Below are 23,152 nucleotides of genomic sequence, written 5' to 3'. Positions count from 1 at the left end.
TTTTAATTGTCTAAAGGATTTAATCTCTTCTGTTATTGACCTCAGGGCTCTTCTATTTTGTTTTCCTGTTTATTTTCTTGGAGGTAGCATGAAATTATATCCTGTCGCGAGTGCCGGTATTTCGACCTTTTCCTGTTTGTTTTTGATATTGGCTTCTGTCTCTGAATACGCGAACGCTGATGCCACCCAGACTCAATATTTTTCCGAGATGAAGAAAACCCGTGAAGACCTAAGTGATGACACTTCTACATATGTCTACAATAAACTTATGAAGCGTGAGCTTTCACATAATTCTGACAATGATGGTGTAGACTTTGGTGTCCATGGGATGGAAATACCTGCGGTTAAATCGACTGGTGATTTCCAGAAAATAGATAAAGCATTTGAGCTTCTATCACGCACAGGTGTAAATAGTTTACGTAGTGCAGAAACCGCTTGGCACCGGGTCGCTGATGCTAATGGAGATCCTACCAATTTTAAAGAGGTCGATTTTCAACTGAAAGAAGCTAAAAAATATGGCATGAGCCATAATTTCCTCTTCGGTTATCCTCCCGCGAAATATACCGTTGCTAATAATAAGCTTTCCGCCGTCAGCCCCAAATACTACGATAAGTACAGAAATTATCTCAACGTTACTTTAAAGCACCTTGAAGGTTATGATGTGAAATATGCTGAATTAGCCAATGAGGTTGATGCGCCGAGTATTTGGTGGATGAAATCAACGCCTGCGATGTATGTTAATGAGATGAAAATGCTCAAGGAGGCAATTCAAGCGTCCGGTCAAAATATTAAAACAGTAGCTTTTGCAGCGACATACTCACGTTCAGAGTTCAAGGGTGGGTTAGAGGGGGGGCGCCGATTTATCGATAAAAGCTTCAAGCTAGGCATTGATAAATATGCTGATGCATACTCTATTCACCATTATGTTTTCGGTGCGGATAACTTGCCAGGCTATATGCGCGATATGGCTGATAAAAATGGTGGGAGTAACAAGCCTATTCTTGACACTGAGCAGCTCGATACCGGATCTACTGGACGATATCAGTCTAATCCTTATGATCTGGTAAAATTATTCGCTCGTGGCTTCTATTTTTATGATATGAAAAGAGTTGATTATTTTCTAGCTCAAGATAGATTCATAAACGGCAAACTGTATTATTTTGGCCTGTTTGATGAAAACTGGAAACCTAAGTTACGCTTACTAGCCTATGCAATGTCTGTCGATGCAATGAAAGGTAAACATTTATTGTATATGGCAAGCCCACAGAAGGACGTCGAGGCTTATGTTTTACAAGCCAACCCTAATACCAAGGGTAAAAAGTACACGATTCTTATGTGGAAAAACCCGCCCAAAAATGGACGCGTAACGCCGACTACGGTTACCGGAATTAGAGGCAATGTCTCTATCGAACAGTGGAACCTTGATGTCGAGAATAAGGCGGATATCTCGCAGGGAATTAAAGTAGACGATAAACCTATTGCCATCTATACCGATGAAAAACCGGATTGGCAAACGGTCAATAAATCATCATTTGCTGCTAAGTTGCCGGCCATGGCCGTCAGTCGTTCCCCGATGCCAAATGACAAATGAATTAAGTGACCGAGAATTTTTGATGTAAACACGAGCGGAAAATTTTTAGCTGTTAACATAAAAAGGGCAGAGTAAAACTCTGCCCTTTTTTTATTTTTTAAGCGTTGTCCCGCGTTCAAGCTATTTCTTATTTTTCAACGGTGTCCCAGGTTAATCATTAACCATGTAACGTTATAATTTTTTTGTATTTCTTCCCTCCTGACCTTGCCTAATCTCAAACCCTCTACCATAGTTAATTTCAGTTCTAGCACTCCGTTCCAGTTGATTGATTTATAATCTGTTGAGACGGATTCTGCCGGTTTAACCCATTAACTATAAACAGTAAACCGTAGGTTTAAGAGGGATTAGTGTGACCCCAACGTTACCTTATAACGAAATCGCAGCCGTAGTGCGTGCGCGCAGCAGGGTGTTCTGGACCTTGGGTATTTTTACTGCCTTAATCAACCTGCTCATGTTGGTCCCGTCTATTTATATGCTTCAGGTCTATGACCGTGCGCTTCCTTCACGTAATGAAATTACTTTGTTGATGTTAACGCTTATTATGCTATCTATGTTTGGTGTAATGGCATTGCTGGAGTATGTGCGCAGCATGGTTGTCATTCGTATTGGCAGCCAATTGGATATGCAGCTCAATACGCGAATTTATACCGCAGCCTTTGAGGCTAATCTGAAAAATGGTTCTTCAGATGCCGGACAAATGCTAAATGATCTCACCAACGTACGGCAGTTTTTGACTGGCAGCGCGTTGTTCGCTTTCTTTGATGCCCCGTGGTTTCCCATCTATTTGCTGGTTATCTTCCTGTTTAACCCGTGGCTGGGCCTTTTCGCATTGGTCGGCTCGCTGTTGCTGGTTGGGTTGGCAGTGTTGAACGAATGGCTGTCACGTAAGCCGTTAGGCGAAGCGAGTAAGCTGTCAATTATGTCCAGCAGCCTGGCGAGCACCAACTTGCGTAATGCGGAAGTGATCGAAGCGTTGGGGATGCTGCCGAATTTAAAGCGGCGTTGGTTCAATCTGCATAAAAGATTCCTCAATAACCAGCGAATCGCCAGTGAGCGCTCGGCGCGTGTGACTTCGATAACCAAGTTTGTGCGGCTTTCTTTACAGTCCCTGGTGCTGGGGCTGGGCGGCTGGTTAGCGATTGATGGGCTGATCACACCCGGCATGATGATCGCTGGTTCTATTCTGATGGGGCGCACGCTGGCACCTATCGAACAAGTTATTAACGTTTGGAAAAGCTACAGCTCTTCCAAACTCTCATATAACCGCCTGGTTCAATTATTAAATGCGTATCCGCAGCGCGGGGAGGGGATGTCATTGCCGCGTCCTCAGGGCGCGTTGTCCGTTGAGAACGTGACGGCAGCGCCACCGGGTTCGCAAGCGAATGCCGTACTGCATAACGTCAGTTTTGCGCTGCAGGCGGGGGACGTGCTGGGCATTATCGGCCCGAGCGCTTCGGGCAAATCAACGCTTGCTCGGTTATTGGTAGGGATCTGGCCCGTCTCCGCAGGCATAGTTCGGCTCGATGGTGCCGACATTTATCAGTGGAACAAGGATGAATTGGGGCCTCATATCGGCTACCTGCCGCAAGACATCGAGTTATTTGCCGGCTCAATCGCCGAGAATATCGCCCGCTTTAATGACATCGACTCGGAGAAAGTCATCGAGGCCGCCCAGTTGGCGGGGGTGCATGAAATGATCCTGCGTTTTCCTAACGGCTACGACTCGGTCATTGGCAATGGCGGCGCAGGGCTTTCCGGCGGACAAAAGCAAAGGATCGGTTTGGCGCGAGCCCTTTATGGTTCTCCGTCTCTGGTGGTGTTGGATGAACCCAATTCCAATCTTGATGACATCGGGGAACGTGCGCTTAATCTCGCTATTCAGACACTTCACCAACGTAAAGCTACGGTGGTATTGGTCACGCATCGCACCAATTTGTTATCTATCACCAACAAACTGCTGGTGCTGACTAACGGTCAGGTTAACGCATTTGGTACTACGCAGCAGGTTATACAGGCGCTTTCACAAGCACAAAAAGCACCTGTGCAGCAACCGGTAGCCCCAGCGATGAACAGTGAGCTTGAGCAGGAAAATTTGCCAAAAACACAAACACATTAACATGCGTTTTATTTCGACGTTTTGTCGGTAGCGGTCAAAGGAGCGGTAATGTCTACGCAGATTAATGAGGCAAAGGGCTCATATATTAGCGAAATGCCCCTGGATGAAAGGCGCTATACCCGTATGGGATGGCTGGTCATCTTGATTGGGTTTATTGGTTTTCTGGCATGGGCTGCATTAGCACCACTGGATAAAGGGGTCGCATCATCCGGTTCAGTGATTGTGTCCGGCAATCGCAAGACGGTGCAGGCGCCGGCGAGCGGTATCATTAAAAATATTCTTGTGAAAGAGGGCGAAAAGGTTAAAGCCGGCCAGATATTGGTGCAGCTAAGCCAGACTCAGGTTCAGGCTCAGGTTGATTCATTGCGAGACCAATATTACACCACGTTGGCGTCGAGCGGACGGCTATTGGCGGAGCGAGACGCTCTGAAAAGCGTTACCTTTTCCCCGGTGTTCCAGGCAATCCAAACGCAGCCGCGAGTTGCTGAAATACTATCCCTGCAAAATCAGCTGTTTATTTCTCGCCGTCAGGGTTTGCAAAGTGAGATTGATGGTTACAGGCAATCCATGGATGGGATCCGTTTTCAGCTGAAGGGTTCACAGGACTCCCTGGTCAATAAGAAGATCCAACTATCGACCTTGCGTGAGCAAATGAACAGCATGAAATCGCTGGCTGCCGACGGATATTTGCCACGAAACCGTTACCTGGAAGTTCAGCGCCAATTTGCCGAAGTTAACAGCAGCATGGATGAAAGCCAGGGGCGCATAGGCCAATTGCAAAAACAACTGTTGGAAACTCAACAAAAAATCGAACAGCGCATGGCGGACTATCAGCGTGAGGTCAGAACGCAATTGGCGCAGACGCAGATGGAATCCAGTGAATATCGCAACAAACTGGAAATGGCGAACTTTGATCTGGGTAATACCGCCATCACGGCACCGGTCACCGGTACGGTGGTTGGGTTGAGCATCTTTACGCAAGGGGGGGTGGTTGCAGCAGGGGATCACCTGCTGGATGTTGTTCCAAGCCAGGCAAACTTGGTTGTCGATGCTCGCTTGAAAGTTGAACTGATTGATAAGGTTTATAACGGGTTACCGGTCGATCTGATGTTTACTGCTTTCAATCAGAATAAAACTCCGAAGATCCCAGGTACGGTGACATTGATTTCCGCTGACCGTCTGGTAGATAAGGCCAATGGCGAGCCGTATTACCAAATGCAGGCTACCGTCACGCCGGAAGGCATGAAGATGTTGAATACAGAAGAGATTAAGCCTGGTATGCCGGTTGAGGTGTTTGTTAAAACAGGGTCGCGCTCACTGCTGAGCTATTTGTTCAAACCTATTTTGGATCGCGCTCATACTTCATTGACTGAGGAATAATTTTGATTCAATTAAAACGACAGGCTGCTGGTCTTGCCATCAGCACCCTATTGTTTGCGATTTCTGCGCCGGTATATTCAATAGGGATTTTAGACGCATATTCGCTGGCACTCGAGAAAGATCCGACCTTCAGGGCGGCGATAAAAGAGAAAGAGGCGGGGGACGAAAACGAAAACATTGGCAGGGCAGGGCTATTGCCGAAGGTGTCTCTCAATTACCAGAATTCGCCGCGCAACTGGCAGACGCAAAAGTATCCGCAAAGCGATTTTTTTGGCAACGTATCAGAGATGACCAAGCGCCAGCAATACCGCAGTTACTCCAGCTCGGTAACGTTGACGCAGCCGCTGTTCGATTATGAGGCCTATGCGCGCTATAAGGCTGGCGTCGCGCAAACATTGATGTCGGATGAGCGCTATCGCGGAAAATTGCTGGATCTGGCGGTGAGGGTCATTAGCGCCTATGTTGAAGTGGCCTATTCTAAGGACCAAATCGCTTTGGCTGAAGCGCAAAAGGTGGCTTATAAAGAACAGCTGATGTTGAACGATCGCTTGATGAGTGCGGGCGAAGGTACCATCACGGACGTTTCGGAAACCCAGGCGCGCTATAGCCTAGCAGAAGCCCAGGTGATCGAAGCACGTGATGCGTTGGATTCGGCCCAGCGTGAGCTGGAAGTGATTATCGGCACGCCGTTGGAACAGGTTGATGAGCTGCAGGTATTGCGCCCGGGGAAATTCCAGGTAGCGCCACTGATCCCGTCAAAATTTGATGAATGGCAAAAGATTGCTTTGGAGAATAACCCCACGCTGACGGCATCCCGTCACGGTGTTGATGCGGCGAAATATGACGTGGAGAGAAACCGGGCCGGTTTTATGCCGCAGGTGCAACTTTATGCTTCGCACTCGGAGAACGATTCTAGCAGTGATAACACGGTAAACCAGAAATACCGTACTGACAGCATCGGCGTGCAGGTTAGTATGCCTATTTATTCCGGCGGCGGGGTTTCGGCATCGACTCGCCAGGCTGCGGCGCGATACGGACAGGCTATGTATGAGATGGATGCGCAGACTGGCACTACGTTGAACGATTTACGCAAGCAGTTCAATCTGTGTATCAGCAGCCGCGCCAAGCTGGCGGCTTATGAACTGGCGGTGAAATCAGCGACCACGCAGGTGACGGCAACGCGGCAAAGCGTGCTGGCTGGGCAGCGTGTTAACGTTGATGTGCTTAATGCTGAACAGCAGTTGTACAGCGCACAAAAGGATCTGGCCTCGGCAAAATATACGTATATCAAGTCGTGGATCACCCTGTTGAGCGACTCGGGAACGTTAGATGAAAACGATGTGAAACGTGTGGCGCAATATTTTTCGCATTCGCACTAGTCCGCGCCACTCAGAGGCAATAAAAAAGAGCAGCGTTATGCTGCTCTTTTTTATTGCCTCTGAGTGGCGGAGTAAAGGCGAATAATATAATGTAACAATTTGATTTTAGCTGTTTTTTTTGAATTTTTCTGGCGCGACGGCTTCGTTCAGGAAGCTTCTGACTGATTTGCTGGTTAGAATGGGGTATAAATCATAATTTCAGCGCTATGAGAGCGCGTAAGGAGTTGTTATGGCGATTTTAGTCACTGGCGGTGCTGGTTATATTGGGTCTCACACGGTATTGGCCTTGCTGGAGCGTGGTGAAGAGGTGGTAGTGTTGGATAATTTGTCGAATTCGTCAGAAGAATCCTTGTCCCGTGTGGCAAAATTGACGGGTAAATCCGCCGTGTTTTATCTGGGGGATATTCAGGATGCTGAGTGTCTGAATCGCATCTTCGGCGAGCATGACGTCACCGCAGTTATTCACTTCGCGGGATTGAAGGCGGTAGGTGAATCAACCCGCAAGCCGCTGGAATACTATCAAAACAATGTTGCCGGGACTTTGGTGTTGCTGGATGCTATGCGACAGGCCGGTGTACATCAGTTTATCTTCAGCTCTTCTGCAACGGTCTATGGTGCGAATTCTCCGGTTCCTTATGTAGAAACCACGCCGATTGGCGGAACTACCAGTCCCTATGGCACTTCAAAATTGATGGTTGAGCAGATTTTGCAGGACCTCGCTAAAGCGGAGCCGCAGTTCTCCATTATCGCTTTGCGTTATTTCAACCCGGTTGGTGCTCACGAATCTGGTTTGATTGGTGAAGATCCAAATGGCATTCCAAACAACTTGTTGCCTTATATCTCTCAGGTAGCGATTGGTAAGTTAGAGAAACTGGGCATCTTTGGCGGGGATTATCCGACGAAAGATGGCACCGGTGAGCGTGATTACATCCATGTGATGGATCTGGCTGAAGGCCACCTGATGGCCATGGATCATCTGGCGAAACTCAATGGGTTTAAAGCTTACAATCTGGGGGCTGGAGTGGGGTACTCGGTTCTCGCTATGGTTCAGGCCTTCGAAAAGGCATCTGGCGTGGAGATCCCGTACAAGGTTTTACCGCGTCGTGATGGTGATTTGCCAGCCTTCTGGGCGGATGCCAACCTGGCTCGTCAGGAGTTAGGCTGGGAAGTGCGGCGTGGCATTGATGAGATGATGCGTGACACCTGGAATTGGCAAAAAAACAATCCTCAAGGTTACCGTAATTAGCTCTTTTTATTAAAGATACTTATCGACTATCCCCATTTCATGATTGCAGCCTTTAGTCTACAGGCTGTGATCATGTGTCTAAGAATATCCCTATTTGTAATCACACCCTAAACTATAATCAAGCCAACTAATTGATAGTTATTTAAATTATAGGGTAATCTTTTTATTCTGTCTGTTTAATGAGCGTTCATTTTCAGATAAGCCTGAAAGAACGGATAATGTACAGGTGTTTTGATAGGTAAGGTGATAGCATACGCAACAAAAATATTGTGCTGTTGTAATATTTAGCCTACCAAGATGACAGTGATATGGCATCTCGCGCTATGGCTGAATTTGGGTTACATGACACAACAAGGGAATAGATAAAATATCACTTCTAAATCAGTGCATTGGTAGCTATCGAGCCAAGGGCGGTAGCGTGAAGTTTTTTGGTGCCAGATGCCAGGAAACGTCGAGAGAACTCCGGGGGATCATGGACATCCGCAGAGTGTGAAACTGTAGGCTTTGTGATGAGTCATGTATCATTCTCCTCCACAGTCAGATGTAGTGAGCAGTAAGCGCCTCCTCTTAAATCGATGTATTTTATTAAATTCTCTAAATTTATGGTTCTATATAGCTGAGTGTTATAAGGAAAAACATGTTACTTCCAGTAATTATGGCCGGTGGTACAGGCAGTCGTTTATGGCCGATGTCCCGCGAACTTCATCCTAAACAATTTTTGCGTCTGCATAGTTTGCATTCCATGCTGCAGGAAACGTTAAAACGTCTTGATGGAGTTGAGGTAAGCGAACCTGTCGTAATCTGTAACGAAGATCACCGCTTTATGGTAGCTGAGCAACTGCGTCAAATTGACATGTTGTCTCATAACATCATTCTTGAGCCTATTGGCCGCAATACGGCACCGGCTATTGCCTTGGCAGCTTTGAATGCCATTGCGAAGGGGCATGACCCTATCATGCTGGTGTTGGCTGCAGATCATATTATAAAAGACGTCTCCACTTTCCATAATGCCATTGAAGCCGCAATACCTTACGCAGCCGGCCAGAGCCTTGTTACCTTTGGTATCGTGCCAAGCGGACCGGAAACAGGCTATGGCTATATCCAACGTGGCGAAAGCACCGGCGAAAATGCAGAAGCGTCCAGTGTAAAACGCTTTGTTGAAAAACCTGATCTTGCTACAGCGCAAGCTTATGTAGATTCCGGAGAGTACTTCTGGAATAGCGGCATGTTTATGTTCCGCGCCAAACGCTATCTGGAAGAGTTAGAGAAGTTCCGTCCGGATATTCTGGATGCATGCCGTCTTTCCTTGGCGAATACTGAGTGTGATAAAAACTTTATCAACGTGAATTATGATGCATTTTCCAGTTGCCCAGACGAATCAGTTGATTATGCTGTCATGGAGAAAACTCATGATGCCGTCATGATCCCACTGGATGCTGGCTGGAGTGACGTTGGATCATGGTCAGCATTGTGGGAGGTCAGTCAGAAGGACGATGCAGGTAACGCGCTGACGGGTGATACCTTCCTTCATAATACCCATGATTGCTATATCAATACTGATGAAAAGTTAGTTGCTGCCGTTGGTGTAGATAACCTGGTGATTGTTAATACTAAAGACGCCGTGTTGGTTGTTGATAAATCCAGGGTGCAGGACGTCAAAAAAGTCGTAGAACACCTCAAAAAGCATAAGCGCAGCGAATACAGAAGACATCGTGAAGTATATCGCCCGTGGGGCATTTGCGATCTTCTGGTGGATGAAAAACGTTTTAATGTGAATCGCATTACCGTGAACCCTGGTGAAGCCTTCTCTTTGCAAATGCACCACCACCGCACTGAGCATTGGGTGGTACTTGCGGGTACGGCAAGGGTAACAACCGGAGATAAAACCTTTTTACTGACAGAAAATCAGTCCACATTTATTCCTATTGGTGTTGTTCACCGACTAGAAAACCCAGGTAACATTCCGTTGGAACTGATAGAAGTGCAGGCGGGGTCTTATTTAGGGGATGATGATATTATTCGTATTAAAGATCATTACGGGCGTTGCTAATTTTTGAGGTTTCAATGAGTACCTTAACTTGTTTTAAAGCATATGATATTCGCGGCCAGCTTGGCGAAGAACTAAACGAAGACATTGCTTATCGTATCGGTCGAGCTTATGGTGAATATCTTAAACCACAGCGTGTTATCGTCGGTGGCGATGTGAGGCTGACCAGTGAAGCTCTTAAACAGGCTCTTGCTAATGGGTTGCAAGATGCCGGTGCTGATGTGTATGACATCGGTATGAGCGGAACAGAAGAGGTTTATTTCGCCACTTTTCATCTTGGCATGGACGGTGGTATCGAAGTTACGGCCAGCCATAATCCAATGAATTACAACGGTATGAAACTGGTACGTGCCAATGCACAGCCGGTGAGTGGGGATACCGGCCTGTTGGCAATTAAACAACTGGCTGAAGAAAATGCTTTTCCTTCTGTTGCCGAAAGCAAACGCGGCAGTTATCAACAAATTTCAGTTCTCACCGAGTATGTTGATCATCTATTGGGTTATGTTGACACTGCGGCACTTAAACCGATGAAGCTGGTAATTAACTCCGGCAATGGTGCGGCAGGGCATGTTATCGATGAGATAGAACGTCGTTTTAAGCGCGACAATGTCCCTGTATCCTTTATAAAAGTACACCATCAACCGGATGGCAATTTCCCGAACGGCATCCCTAACCCACTATTACCTGAGTGCCGTGCCGATACGGCAAAAGCGGTACTCGAGCATCAAGCTGATATGGGTATTGCTTTCGACGGTGATTTTGACCGTTGCTTCCTGTTTGATGAGAAAGCCAATTTTATCGAAGGCTATTATATTGTCGGGTTGCTGGCCGAAGCATTCCTGCAAACCCATCCAGGCTCCAAGATTATCCACGATCCGCGTCTTTCCTGGAATACAATCGATATTGTTACCCAGGCTGGTGGCATCCCGGTAATGTCCAAAACCGGTCATGCATTCATTAAAGAACGGATGCGTAAAGAAGATGCCATTTATGGCGGCGAAATGAGTGCCCACCATTATTTCCGCGATTTCGCCTATTGTGATAGTGGTATGATCCCATGGCTGCTTGTGGCGAGTTTGCTTTTCGCGAAAGGTAAAGCATTGAGCCAACTGGTTGAGGCTCGGATACAGGCTTACCCGGCATCAGGTGAGATTAACCGTAAACTGACTGATGCAACTCAGAAAATAAAAAGCATTATGGCTATCTATGAACCTGAGGCCTTACGGGTTGATCTGACCGACGGGATCAGTATTGAATATTCTGACTGGCGATTTAACTTACGTACATCAAATACCGAACCGGTAGTTCGTTTGAACGTAGAGTCGAAAGGTAACGTCGAGTTGATGCAGGTAAAAACTCAAGAAATCCTTGCATTATTAGGCGGGGAATAACAATGAAAGATATGTTATTAGCCATATATGGTTATCGAGGGTTTATTTGGAGCAGTATTAAACGAGACTTTCAGTCCCGTTATCAGACCAGCATGTTGGGTGCGCTATGGTTGGTATTACAGCCGTTAGCTATGATTTTGGTTTATACGCTGGTGTTCTCAGAGGTGATGAAAGCCAGGATGCCTGATAATTCTGGTCCTTTTGCTTACAGTATTTATTTGTGTTCCGGGGTGCTGACCTGGGGGTTGTTTACTGAGATTCTTGATAAGAGTCAAAGTGTATTTATCACCAATGCCAACTTAATCAAAAAACTCAGCTTCCCTAAAATATGTTTGCCGGTCATTGTTACTGCATCGGCGATTTTAAATTTCGCCATCATATTCAGTTTATTTTTGGTCTTCCTTCTTTTTACTGGTAATTTCCCAGGGGTTTTATTCTTCTCCGTGCTGCCGGTTTTGGCATTGCAAGTCCTGTTCACCGTTGGGCTGGGAATGACATTGGGGGTGATGAACGTATTCTTCCGCGACGTCGGACAGTTTGTAGGCGTATTGCTGCAGTTCTGGTTCTGGTTTACACCTATCGTCTACGTCTTGAATTCGTTGCCGGAATGGGCAAGAAAATCACTGATGTATAACCCAATGGCTCGGGTAATGCAGTCATACCAGTCGATATTTGCCTATCATCAGCAACCTAACTGGTACTCATTATGGCCGGTATTGGTACTGGCCATAATATTCTGCGCGTTTGGGATGAGACTGTTTAGGAAGCATGCTGCAGATATGGTGGACGAGTTATAATGAGTTATATCAAAGTACATAATGTTGGCAAAGCATACAAACAGTACACCTCTAAAACTGGGCGCCTGGTTGAATGGATTTCGCCATTTAATACCGTCAAGCATAAACTGAAGTGGATCCTGCAGGACATCAGTTTTAACGTTGAGCCTGGCGAAGCGCTGGGTATTATTGGGATCAACGGCGCAGGTAAAAGCACATTATTGAAGTTGATTACCGGCACTGCCAAACCCACCTGCGGCGACATTGCTCTTTCTGGCCGTGTGGCCGCGCTGCTGGAGCTCGGGATGGGCTTCCATTCTGACTTTACTGGCCGCCAGAATGTTTATATGTCTGGGCAATTGCTGGGTATTTCCGTCGAAAAAATTACGGAACTGATGCCGGAAATCGAAGAGTTCGCCGAAATCGGCGATTATATCGATCAGCCAGTCCGTGTTTATTCAAGCGGTATGCAGGTGCGACTGGCATTCAGCGTTGCAACGGCGATTCGGCCGGATATTCTGATTGTCGATGAGGCATTGTCCGTCGGCGATGCCTATTTCCAGCACAAAAGTTTCGAGCGGATACGCGAGTTTCGCAAGCTAGGCACTACGCTTCTGCTGGTTTCACATGACAAGCAGGCGATCCAAAGCATATGCGACAGGGCTATTTTGCTGAATAAAGGCAGGATAGAGATGGAGGGCGAGCCGGAATCCGTAATGGATTATTATAATGCGTTGCTCGCCGACAAGCAGAACTTGTCTATTCGCCAGGTTGAAAATAACGGAAAGTTACAGACCCGTTCCGGCTCGGGGGAAGCGAGCATCACCGATATTCGTCTGTTGAACGATGAGGGCGAAGGCATCGAGGTGGCGACAGTGGGACAGCCTGTTAATCTGCAGGTTAAAGTGCATATCAATGAGGCACTTCCCGAACTGGTTGTGGGGTATATGATTAAAGACCGATTAGGACAGCCGGTTTTTGGCACCAATACCCATCACCTGGGGCAGCCGTTGTTTGAGCTGAAAGAGAATGATTCGAGAACCTTTTCATTTGCTTTCTCAGCCAACTTGGGCGTTGGATCCTACTCGGTTGCGGTCGCTTTACACACGTCTGGAACTCACGTTGGCAAAAATTACGAATGGCGCGATTTAGCGGTCGTTTTCAACGTGGTGAATTCAGACGAGAAAGAATTTATTGGAGTAGCCTGGTTGCCTCCTAAGTTGGAGATTTTTGAATGAGTGATGATTTCTATCGCGTTTTTGAGGAAGAGCATCGGGGTAGCGTAGAGGACATCAAACAACGCTTATCCGTGTACCTTCCTTTCATCACGGCGCTGGCAAAAATTTACCCTTCAGCTGAAGTTGTCGATGTGGGCTGTGGGCGTGGAGAGTGGCTCGAAACCTTAAGGGACAATGCTATTCCGGCCATGGGGGTCGATCTGGATGATGGCATGCTCGAACGCGCCTTGCAGGTCGGCCTGAACGTGAAGAAGATGGATTGCCTGGACTTTCTCCAACAGCAGGCAGACGCCAGCCTGCTGGCCATTACCGGTTTTCATATTGCCGAACATCTGCCCTTTGAGGTTTTACAGTCACTGGTCAAAGAGGCTCTGCGAGTGTTAAAACCTGGCGGCCTGCTGATTCTGGAGACGCCAAATCCTGAAAACGTGAGCGTCGGAACCTGCTCTTTTTATATGGATCCCACCCACAACCATCCGCTGCCCCCCGCGCTGCTTGAGTTCATTCCAAACTATTATGGCTTTCTGAGAACCAAGATACTGCGCCTGCAGGAAAAATCCGCGTTGAGAGACTCAGACTCGTCGGTTTATTTGGTCGACGTGTTGAAAGGCGTCAGCCCCGATTATAGCCTGATTGCCCAGAAAGAGGCCGACGAGTCGATTGTCCGCGAGTTAGATTCTTATTTCGATAAAGAATATGGGATTACCCTCGATGGCCTGAGCGATCGTTATGACCAACGCTTGCAGAGTCAATTTAAGCGAGTGGATAAGGCGCAGCGTGCGCAGGCGGCGAAACTTCACGACATGGGCAATCAATTGGAGCGCGTCCAGCACCAATGGGATAAATCGCATCAGGAACTGATGGCGGTACATGCTCACAATCAAGGCTTGCAGCAACAACTCATTGATGTGCATGCCAGTCATTCTTGGCGTGTGACCTATCCATTACGGTGGGTTTCTTGTCAGCTGCAGGCTGTTCGGGATGAAGGCATCAAAGCCCGGGGCCGCAAGGCGGTCAAAAATGTTTTGAGAAAAGCGATCAATACGACTCTCGGCCTGTTCCATGAGCATCCAAAGTTCAAAGGCTTTGTGCTCTCCAGCGCTAGAAAGCTGGGCGTATATCGGTTGCTGCAATCTGTTTTCCGACGCGTTTTGAATTCCGCGCCTAACTATCACGCCGATCTTATGGCGAATGAACGTCATGTTGTTTATCAGGAGAATATGACGACCAGGGCCATTGATTTGTATGAACAGTTAAAGAACGCAAATAATAAGAAGCACGGAGAGTCATAATGCGCATTGTTATTGACCTGCAAGGGGCACAAACGGAAAGCCGCTTTCGTGGGATTGGTCGCTATACTATTTCGATCGCCAAGGCGATTATCCGCAACAACAGCCAACACGAAATCTTTATCGCTTTGTCTTCATTATTCCCGGAAACCATCGCCGACCTGAAGGCGCAGTTTAGTCGCCTGGTTCCGGCCGAAAATATCGTGGTTTGGTATGCGCCTGGCCCGGTGCGAGCGATGGAGAGGCACAATGCCTGGCGGGGCGAATGCGCGGAGTATGTTCGCGAAGCCTTTTTACACAATCTTGAACCTGATGTTGTGTTTATCACCAGTTTGTTTGAAGGGCATGTGGATAATGCGGTGACCTCGATCGCCAAATTCACGCCTAAAACAAAAGTGGCAGTGTTGCATCATGACCTGATCCCATTGGTGCAATCGGACGTATACCTTCAGGATGAAGTTTATAAAGAATACTACCTTAAGAAAATCAATTGGCTGAAGAAAGCCGACCTGCTGCTCACCAACTCGGACTACACCTCTGCCGAGGTGATGGAATGGTTGGATGTCCCCGCAGACAAGGTGTGCACGATCTCTGCTGCGACAGAGGAGCATTTTGTTATCAGCGAGGTATCAGACGATGAATTTTCCGCTTTAAAACAGCGATACGGCATTACCCGCGATGTCGTGCTGTATGCTCCGGGCGGTTTCGATTCCCGTAAAAACTTCAAACGTTTGATTGAAGCCTATAGCAAATTGGCGCCGGCATTGCGTGAAAAAAACCAGTTGGTCATCGTCAGTAAGCTGTCGGACAGCGATCGCAGCTACCTGAACTCTATTGCTCAAAACGTTCAGCTGCGTGAAGACGAGATGATACTGACCGGGTATGTGTCGGAACAAGATTTGGTCGTTTTTTATCAGTTGGCCAAGCTGTTTGTTTTCGCTTCGCTGCATGAGGGGTTTGGTCTGCCGATTTTGGAGGCCATGACGTGCGGCGCGGCGACTATCGGCTCTAACGTAACCAGTATTCCGGAAGTGATAGGCTACGCCGACGCCTTGTTTGATCCTTATTCAGTGGAATCAATTAAAGACAAGCTTCATCAGGCGTTGAGTAATGAGGTTTTCCTCGGCAAGCTTAAGCAGCACGCGATGGAGCAGGCCGGCAAGTTCTCGTGGGACAAGGCGGGAATTACCGCGTTGACGCGCTTTGAACAATTGGTTTCCGATGGCGGAGAAGTGATGTCCGAGACGGTAACATCATCGCAATTGATTGCCGCCATCTCCGCGATCACATGCCGCGAAGAACCTACAGATAACGATTTACGCTCCACCGCCGAAGCGATGGACCGGAATGCCAAACGGTTGGAACTGCAGGGGATTGATTTGGCTGCGTTGTCCTGGCGTGTCGAAGGGCCTTATGACAGCTCCTACAGCTTGGCTCTGGTGAATAGAGAATTCGCGCGGGCGCTCAGTCGGGATAATGTTGAGGTTCTATTGCACTCAACGGAAGGGCCGGGCGACTTTGCTCCGAGTGAAGCCTTCCTGAATGATGAGAACAACGCGGATCTGAAGGCATATCATCAACGGGTTCAGCAACGGAGCGATAGGCCGGTTAACGTATTGAGCCGCAACCTCTATCCGCCACGCGTCAGTGACATGAAGGCCGATGTGAAGCTCCTGCATTGCTATGCCTGGGAAGAAAGCGGTTTTCCGCAAGGTTGGATCAACAACTTCAACCGTGAGCTGGATGCGATCCTTTGCACCTCCGAACATGTACGTAAAGTATTGATCGATAATGGCACCAAGGTTCCCGTGTTTAACGTAGGGAACGGGTGCGAGCATTGGGAGCGCATTCAGTCTGCGCAGCAACCGCAACTGAACGCCAAGACATTCAGGTTCCTGCATGTCTCTTCGTGTTTCCCGCGCAAGGGCGTGCAGGCGATGCTGGCGGCTTATGGCGCCGCATTCACCGCCCAGGATGACGTTTCCCTGATCATTAAAACCTTCGCTAATCCGCACAATGAAGTGCAGGCTTGGCTGAAGCAGGCCCAGAAGCAGCATGCCAGCTATCCTGACGTCATTATCATCGAACAGGATATGCCGGAGCAGGAGCTGAAGGCGCTCTACGAGTATTGCGATGTGTTGGTGGCGCCAAGCTGCGCCGAAGGGTTCGGCTTGCCGATTGCGGAAGCTATGCTGAGCGGCTTACCGGCGATCACCACCGATTGGAGTGGGCAGCTCGATTTTTGCACGCCAGAAAACTCGTGGCTGGTTGATTACCGTTTTGAGCGCGCGAAGACACACTTTGGTCTGTTCTCTTCGTCATGGGTCGGCGCCGATGTCGAGAATCTGGCAGAGGCAATGAAACAGGCCGCTGCTACCGACAAGACGCAGCTATCCGCTATGGCGGCAAAAGGCCGCGAACTTATTCTCCGTCAGTTTACCTGGGACGATGTCGCACAGCGATCGACCGCGGCGGTCGGCGCGTTGCGTAAGCATTTCGACGTCGCGCAAGAGGGCGCCCGCATTGGTTGGCTTTCGACCTGGAATACCAAATGCGGCATTGCCACCTACTCGCAACATCTGGTTGCTGACATGCCGAGCGATCAGATCGTGATTTTTGCACCGACAGCGAATGATCTGGTTCATGCGGATGAAAGCAACGTTTTGCGGAGCTGGGTGGTTGGCAAAGAAAACAACTATCTTGATGCCCTGGATGCGCAGATCGAAACGCTGCGTTTGAATACGCTCGTTATCCAGTTCAACTACGGGTTCTTTAACCACCGCGAGCTATCGGCCTTCATCGAAAGGCACCACCAGGCGGGCAGGGTTATCGTTATGGCCATGCATTCGACGGTCGATCCGCTGGAAAAAGAGCCGCACTGGAACTTCCGGTTGTCAGAAATGATCGACGCGCTGAAAATGTGCGATCGTTTACTGGTTCACTCTATTACCGACATCAACCGCCTGAAACAGCTGGGGCTGGTCAATAATGTGACCCTCTTCCCGCACGGGGTGATTAATTATCCCGCCAAGGCGCCGGTGGCCGCCAAACGCAATGCGCTGCCACTGGTGGCGAGCTACGGTTTTTGCTTGCCTCACAAAGGGTTGAAAGAGCTCATTGAAGCGGTGGCCTACCTTAAAAAGGCGGGTAAACCTATCCGCTTAAGGTTGGTTAATGCGGAATATCCCGTCAGTGAATCCGCCTCCCTGGTGCGCGAGCTTAAAGCGACGGCGGCTAATCTGAAGATTGAAGATCTGGTCGAGATGCATAACGATTTTCTGGATGACAAAGAAAGTCTGCGTTTGCTCTCTGATGCCGATTTGCTGGTCTTCGCTTATCAAAACACCGGCGAGTCAGCCAGTGGTGCGGTACGCTACGGCATGGCGACGCATAAGCCCGTGGCGGTGACGCCGTTAGCCATCTTTGACGATCTCGGCGATGCCGTCTTCAAATTCGAGGGCGCCTCGGCGACGGAGGTGGCCGAGGGCATTGCCGAAATTATCTCTGATATCGCTAAAAACTCGGCGAGTGCAGTTGAAACACAGCGCCGTGCGGATGCATGGTGCGAACAGCATGATTACCATGCCGTCGCCAGAAGGCTTGAAAATATGTGTACGGGTTTGTTAAGAGCCAAGCACTTCAAGTAGCCCCTGAGTTTTAGCCCTTTCAATGCAGCAGGCGCCGTTTTGCCCTGCTGCATTGTGCCTATATGCTGAAAGCATAAATATTCCATGGAATATGACTCTAGATGAAAATAATTCTTTCTGTTGAGCCAATCAAGTTTCCGCTAACGGGCATAGGGCGTTATACCTATGAGTTGGCAAAGGGCTTGCAAAGCAACAACGAAATTGAAGAGCTTCATTTTTTTTCCGGCACTCACTTTTTATCAGATATTCCCACAGCAAAAAATACATCTGATGGGAGTCACCGGTTAAAAAAAATTGTGCAGAGCAACTCTCTGGCGATTGAGGCCTATAGATTGCTGATGCCGCGCCTCAAAAAGAAGGCATTGCGTGGCTATGAGCGTTGCGTTTTCCATGGTCCTAACTTTTTTCTCCCTCCTTTTGAGGGCCCCTCCGTTGCAACGTTTCACGATCTGTCTCCCTTCAAATGGGAACATTGCTTCGATCCCAAAAGGAATCGTTTTACCAAGAAAGAAATGTTAGACGCATTGTCCCGGGCCAATGGTCTCATAACGGTTTCGAATTATATTCGTAACGAGATTCATGAGTATTTTGATTATCCGCTTGAAAAAATTCATACGGTCCATCTGGCAAGCTCTCCCGACTTTTACCCGCGCAAGGCCGAGCAGGTATCCAGTGTTTTAAACAAATTTGGCTTAGGCTATAAAGCCTTCACCTTATTTGTTGGTACTATTGAGCCGCGAAAAAATATCCTTTCCTTAATCCATGCCTATAGAAACCTTCCTGGAGAGTTACGCACTCGCTACCCGTTAGTTCTCTCAGGCTATAAGGGGTGGCGCAATGATGACATTATGCAGGAAATCGAGCGAGGACAGCGTGAAGGCTGGCTTAATTATCTGGGTTTTGCCGCCGCAGAGGAATTACCGCTGTTGTACTCTGCTGCCAGCTTATTTGTTTTTCCTTCGAACTATGAAGGCTTCGGGCTCCCGGTTTTGGAAGCGATGAGTTCAGGAACCCCGGTAATCTGTTCTAACAGCTCCTCTTTACCGGAGGTAGTGGGCGATGCAGCGATGACCCATGCCCCAGAGGATATTGGTTTATTAACGGAGCTTATCACCAGAGGCCTGACTGATGAGCAGTGGCGCAAACAGGCTGTTGAACTAGGGCTGTCAAATGCAGCAACGTTTTCCTGGCAAAGTTGCACTCGCCAAACTTTAGACGTTTATCAAAAATTGGCCAATAATGATTAAAGTACTCCATTTCTATAAAACTTATTATCCAGACTCTTTCGGCGGTATCGAGCAAGTGATATACCAGCTTGCTGAAGGCTGTGTCGAAAAAGGGGTATCAACGGATGTCTTGTCCGTGACGCCTGCGGATAAGGATAGTTGCGAAGTTATTTCACAGCATACTGCCCATAAAGTCAGACAAGATTTTAGTATTGCGTCCAACCCTTTCTCGCTTCGCGTCATAAAGAAATTTAAAGAGCTCAGCGAACAAGCAGATATCATTCACTATCATTTCCCATGGCCTTACATGGACCTCGTACACTTCCTCTCCGGGGTTAAGAAGCCGACGGTAGTGAGTTATCACTCTGATATAATTAGACAAAAAAACCTTCTACGACTTTATAAGCCATTGATGCACCTTTTTTTGCGAAAAATAGATTGCATTGTAGCGACGTCACCGAACTATGTGGCCACCAGTGACGTATTGGAAACCTTTAAAGACAAGGTCACCGTAATCCCGATTGGCTTGAATAAAGCGATCTATCCCATACCGGAACAGAGTCGGCTTGATAAATGGCAACGGCAGATCGGTCAGTCGTTCTTCCTGTTTATAGGTACACTGCGCTATTACAAAGGGTTGCATATCCTGCTTGAGGCTGCCATTGGCTCAGACTATCCGATCGTGATTGTGGGCGCCGGGCCGATAGAAAGTGAATTACGTGAGCAGTCCCAAAAATTGGGACTGAAAAACGTTCATTTTCTTGGGGCGTTGCCGGATGAGGATAAAACGGCACTATTGATGCTGTGCTATAGCATTGTGTTTCCTTCACATCTTCGTTCAGAAGCGTTTGGCATATCGCTGCTGGAAGGTGCCATGTACCGAAAACCGATGATTTCCAGTGAAATCGGTACCGGCACTACCTTCATCAATATCGATAACCAGACCGGGTTAGTGATCCCTCCGTCGGATCCTTCAGCCTTGCGAAAGGCCATGGATAAGTTGTGGGTTAACCCTCAGTTGGCAGAGCAGTTCGGTAATAAGGCGTATGAACGCTATGAGGAAATGTTTACTTCCAAACAAATGGTTGAGGAGTATACGAAAATCTACAGATCTCTGTTGGGCCACCAATAAAACAGCCTTACTGAAACCGGCCGGACGGCGTCTTTTAGGACTTAGACGGATATTTGTTTTGCGAACGCTGTCAGCCAGTGACTAAAAATTTAAACGAGGTATGTGACCTATCGCACCAATCACTACCCACGCAGTTCAATCCTGAGTTAACATGTGTGCCACATCACAAAACCTGTTGGCCAAAGTTGTTAACAGGGTCATCCTCAGACAGGAGTTCTTCAATGTCCAAGCAACAAATCGGCGTTGTCGGCATGGCGGTAATGGGCCGCAATCTGGCACTGAACATCGAAAGCCGTGGTTACACCGTTTCGATCTTTAACCGTTCAGGCGATAAAACTGATGAAGTTATTGCCGAGAATCCAGGTAAAAACCTGGTGCCGCACTACACCGTCGAAGAGTTCGTTGAATCGCTGGAAAAACCACGCCGCATTTTGCTGATGGTGAAAGCGGGCGAAGCGACAGACAAGACCATTGCTTCCCTGACTCCGCACCTGGATAAAGGTGACATTCTGATCGACGGTGGCAACACCTACTATCAGGACACTATTCGCCGTAACCGCGAACTGTCTGATCAAGGCTTCAACTTCATCGGTACCGGCGTTTCCGGTGGTGAAGAGGGCGCGCTGAAAGGGCCTTCAATCATGCCTGGCGGCCAGAAAGAAGCTTACGAGCTGGTGGCGCCAATCCTGAAGAAAATCGCTGCGGTAGCGGAAGGCGAGCCTTGCGTGACCTACATCGGTGCTGATGGCGCCGGTCACTATGTGAAGATGGTGCACAACGGTATCGAATACGGCGACATGCAGCTGATCGCAGAAGCCTATTCCCTGCTGAAGCAGGCGCTGAACCTGAGCAATGAAGAGCTGGCTGACACCTTTGCCGAGTGGAACAAAGGCGAACTGAACAGCTACCTGATCGACATCACCAAAGATATCTTCACCAAGAAAGATGAAGAAGGTAAATACCTGGTTGATGTGATCCTGGACGAAGCGGCCAACAAAGGCACCGGCAAATGGACCAGCCAGAGCTCTCTGGATCTGGGCGAGCCGTTGTCACTGATCACCGAGTCGGTGTTCGCGCGTTACCTGTCCTCACTGAAAGACCAACGTGTTGCCGCGTCTAAAGTGTTGACCGGTCCTAAAGCGACGCCAGTCAGCGGTGACAAGGCGGAATTCATCGAGAAAGTGCGCCGCGCGCTGTACCTGGGCAAAATCGTTTCTTATGCACAGGGCTTCTCTCAGCTGAAAGCCGCTTCCAAAGAAAACAACTGGGATCTGCACTACGGCGACATTGCCAAGATCTTCCGCGCCGGCTGCATCATCCGCGCTCAGTTCCTGCAGAAAATCACTGACGCTTACGCACAGGACGCGGATATCGCTAACCTGTTGTTGGCACCATACTTCAAGCAGATTGCTGACGAATACCAGCAGGCGCTGCGTGACGTGGTGTCCTACGCGGTGCAAAACGGTATCCCTACGCCGACCTTCTCTGCGGCTATCTCTTACTACGACAGCTACCGTTCTGCGGTTCTGCCTGCCAACCTGATCCAGGCGCAGCGTGACTACTTCGGTGCTCACACCTACAAGCGTATCGACAAAGAAGGCGTATTCCATACCGAATGGATGGAATAAACCCAGCGTTTGAATGACTAGTCCTGGCATAGGTTGACACTTTTATGCCTGTAAAACGCCTGATGCACTGCATCGGGCGTTTTGTATTTTAGCAACTGGTGAGACCGCTCTCTGTTGTAAATTTCTATCGATTCCCTCACCATCTTTCTGCCTGCTCCAGATCTGCAGGGCGTGATAGCAAAAACTCCGTCTTCAGTATCCCGTTTACCCTTTCCGCCAATGCGTTCTGATAGCAGTCATAGCCATCGGTCATTGAGTAGATTAGCCCGTGCCTTTCATGAACTGACTGGTACCAGCAGTCTGCGTTCATTTAGCAGAGAGAACAACCGGTCACGTCCGATATACAATCCATCATCTGATTGTTTATTCAGCAGATAATGCAGTTTACGGGGCCCGATACGCGCCTGACGTACTCTTATCGTTTTAACAAAATCGACGATCTGGGCATCACGAGCCCGTTGCTTACTAAGCCGTGTATTGTGCTGATACCAGGCCTGGCGGCTATGTCCCAGAAACTGGCAGACACGGGTAATGGTTATTTTTTGGGTCTGTTTTTGCGTGAGGACTTGCCTGGCCGATTTTTTATGTCACTGATCCCATAGTCATTTTTCAGCACGTTAACGACAGCATCGAGAAACTCCGCTTTCTGGGTGACCAGTTCAAGCTGTTCTTCAAGCTCCCTGATCCTTTGCTCAGGAGTTAAAGGGGCAGGCGGTTGGCTCATGGGTAACTCCCGACTGGAGAGTTGGGGAAGACCTGGGGCCCAGTTAAGGCGGCCATGCTTGCGCAACCAGGTCAGAACGGTTGAACGTCCCTGAATACCATAGCGCAGTTGAGCCTGTTTGTAGGTCATTTCGCCTTTTTCAATCTGCTCAACAACAGCAATTTTAAAAGACAAAGGATAGTCACGTTGTGTGCGCTTAAACTCGGCCATTATCACGTTCTCCGGATTTAAGTCGAAAACGTGTCAACGCTATTTAGAACGGGTCATGAACCAAAAAAAAGCCCCCGGCCAAAACTGGACTGACCCCATAAAGTTGGACGGTTCATATTAAGCGGCTTTCAG

The 23,152-nt window shown here is 48.3% G+C and carries 14 protein-coding genes and 1 pseudogene; 14 read left to right on the top strand and 1 reads right to left on the bottom strand.

Translation table 11 applies throughout. From position 1 onward, the window contains the following. Nucleotides 1-88 precede the first annotated feature (88 nt). The 14 genes from ACGS9J_RS09300 to gndA all read left to right on the top strand — a co-directional run bounded on the left by ACGS9J_RS09300 (nucleotide 89) and on the right by gndA (nucleotide 22,086). Nucleotides 89-1,591, top strand: a complete 1,503-nt coding sequence (locus ACGS9J_RS09300) for a hypothetical protein (RefSeq protein ID WP_442230642.1) — start codon at nucleotides 89-91, stop codon at nucleotides 1,589-1,591. 349 nt (nucleotides 1,592-1,940) lie between these two features. Then, nucleotides 1,941-3,707, top strand: a complete 1,767-nt coding sequence (locus ACGS9J_RS09295; protein WP_442230641.1) for a type I secretion system permease/ATPase — start codon at nucleotides 1,941-1,943, stop codon at nucleotides 3,705-3,707. A 48-nt stretch (nucleotides 3,708-3,755) separates the two neighbouring features. Then, complete coding sequence (locus ACGS9J_RS09290) at nucleotides 3,756-5,087, top strand: HlyD family type I secretion periplasmic adaptor subunit (protein WP_442230640.1); 1,332 nt, start codon at nucleotides 3,756-3,758, stop codon at nucleotides 5,085-5,087. Between the two features lie 2 nt (nucleotides 5,088-5,089). Beyond that, nucleotides 5,090-6,466 carry a TolC family outer membrane protein gene (locus tag ACGS9J_RS09285; RefSeq protein WP_442230639.1) on the top strand — a complete coding sequence of 459 codons (1,377 nt, stop codon included), beginning with the start codon at nucleotides 5,090-5,092 and terminating at the stop codon, nucleotides 6,464-6,466. A 229-nt stretch (nucleotides 6,467-6,695) separates the two neighbouring features. Continuing rightward, entirely contained in the window at nucleotides 6,696-7,712 is a 1,017-nt protein-coding gene (galE, locus tag ACGS9J_RS09280; RefSeq protein ID WP_442230638.1) for a UDP-glucose 4-epimerase GalE, read from the top strand. Nucleotides 7,713-8,349: 637 nt separating this feature from the next. Continuing rightward, entirely contained in the window at nucleotides 8,350-9,762 is a 1,413-nt protein-coding gene (locus ACGS9J_RS09275; RefSeq protein ID WP_442230637.1) for a mannose-1-phosphate guanylyltransferase/mannose-6-phosphate isomerase, read from the top strand. Nucleotides 9,763-9,776: 14 nt separating this feature from the next. Continuing rightward, nucleotides 9,777-11,150: a phosphomannomutase CpsG gene (gene cpsG / locus ACGS9J_RS09270; RefSeq protein WP_442230636.1), complete on the top strand. Its 1,374-nt coding sequence runs from the start codon at nucleotides 9,777-9,779 to the stop codon at nucleotides 11,148-11,150. 2 nt (nucleotides 11,151-11,152) lie between these two features. Next, nucleotides 11,153-11,947 (top strand): ABC transporter permease, encoded by a 795-nt coding sequence (locus ACGS9J_RS09265; protein ID WP_442230635.1) that lies wholly within the window; start codon nucleotides 11,153-11,155, stop codon nucleotides 11,945-11,947. Then, a complete protein-coding gene (locus ACGS9J_RS09260) occupies nucleotides 11,947-13,164 on the top strand; it encodes an ABC transporter ATP-binding protein (protein ID WP_442230634.1) in 1,218 nt (405 codons plus the stop codon). Before ACGS9J_RS09265 ends, ACGS9J_RS09260 begins: the two co-directional genes overlap by 1 nt. After that, nucleotides 13,161-14,456 (top strand): class I SAM-dependent methyltransferase, encoded by a 1,296-nt coding sequence (locus ACGS9J_RS09255; protein WP_442230633.1) that lies wholly within the window; start codon nucleotides 13,161-13,163, stop codon nucleotides 14,454-14,456. Before ACGS9J_RS09260 ends, ACGS9J_RS09255 begins: the two co-directional genes overlap by 4 nt. Then, a complete protein-coding gene (locus ACGS9J_RS09250) occupies nucleotides 14,456-18,100 on the top strand; it encodes a glycosyltransferase (protein WP_442230632.1) in 3,645 nt (1,214 codons plus the stop codon). The genes ACGS9J_RS09255 and ACGS9J_RS09250 overlap by 1 nt, the downstream gene beginning before the upstream one ends. Before the next feature lie 101 nt (nucleotides 18,101-18,201). Then, the gene (locus tag ACGS9J_RS09245) at nucleotides 18,202-19,347 is read left to right on the top strand and encodes a glycosyltransferase family 4 protein (RefSeq protein ID WP_442230631.1); all 1,146 of its coding nucleotides are present in this window, start codon (nucleotides 18,202-18,204) and stop codon (nucleotides 19,345-19,347) included. Next, a complete protein-coding gene (locus tag ACGS9J_RS09240) occupies nucleotides 19,340-20,458 on the top strand; it encodes a glycosyltransferase family 4 protein (RefSeq protein WP_442230630.1) in 1,119 nt (372 codons plus the stop codon). The genes ACGS9J_RS09245 and ACGS9J_RS09240 overlap by 8 nt, the downstream gene beginning before the upstream one ends. A gap of 221 nt (nucleotides 20,459-20,679) precedes the next feature. After that, the gene (gene gndA, locus ACGS9J_RS09235) at nucleotides 20,680-22,086 is read left to right on the top strand and encodes an NADP-dependent phosphogluconate dehydrogenase (RefSeq protein WP_442230629.1); all 1,407 of its coding nucleotides are present in this window, start codon (nucleotides 20,680-20,682) and stop codon (nucleotides 22,084-22,086) included. Nucleotides 22,087-22,103: 17 nt separating this feature from the next. On the opposite strand, the pseudogene ACGS9J_RS09230 reads toward gndA, so the two are convergent. Continuing rightward, nucleotides 22,104-23,023 (bottom strand): annotated as a pseudogene (locus ACGS9J_RS09230) (integrase core domain-containing protein). Between the last annotated feature and the right edge of the window lie 129 nt (nucleotides 23,024-23,152).

Origin of the sequence: Serratia quinivorans, assembly GCF_052113645.1 — a bacterium.
GTDB lineage: Bacteria > Pseudomonadota > Gammaproteobacteria > Enterobacterales > Enterobacteriaceae > Serratia > Serratia quinivorans_B.
This window is presented reverse-complemented; position numbering and strand designations above follow the sequence as displayed.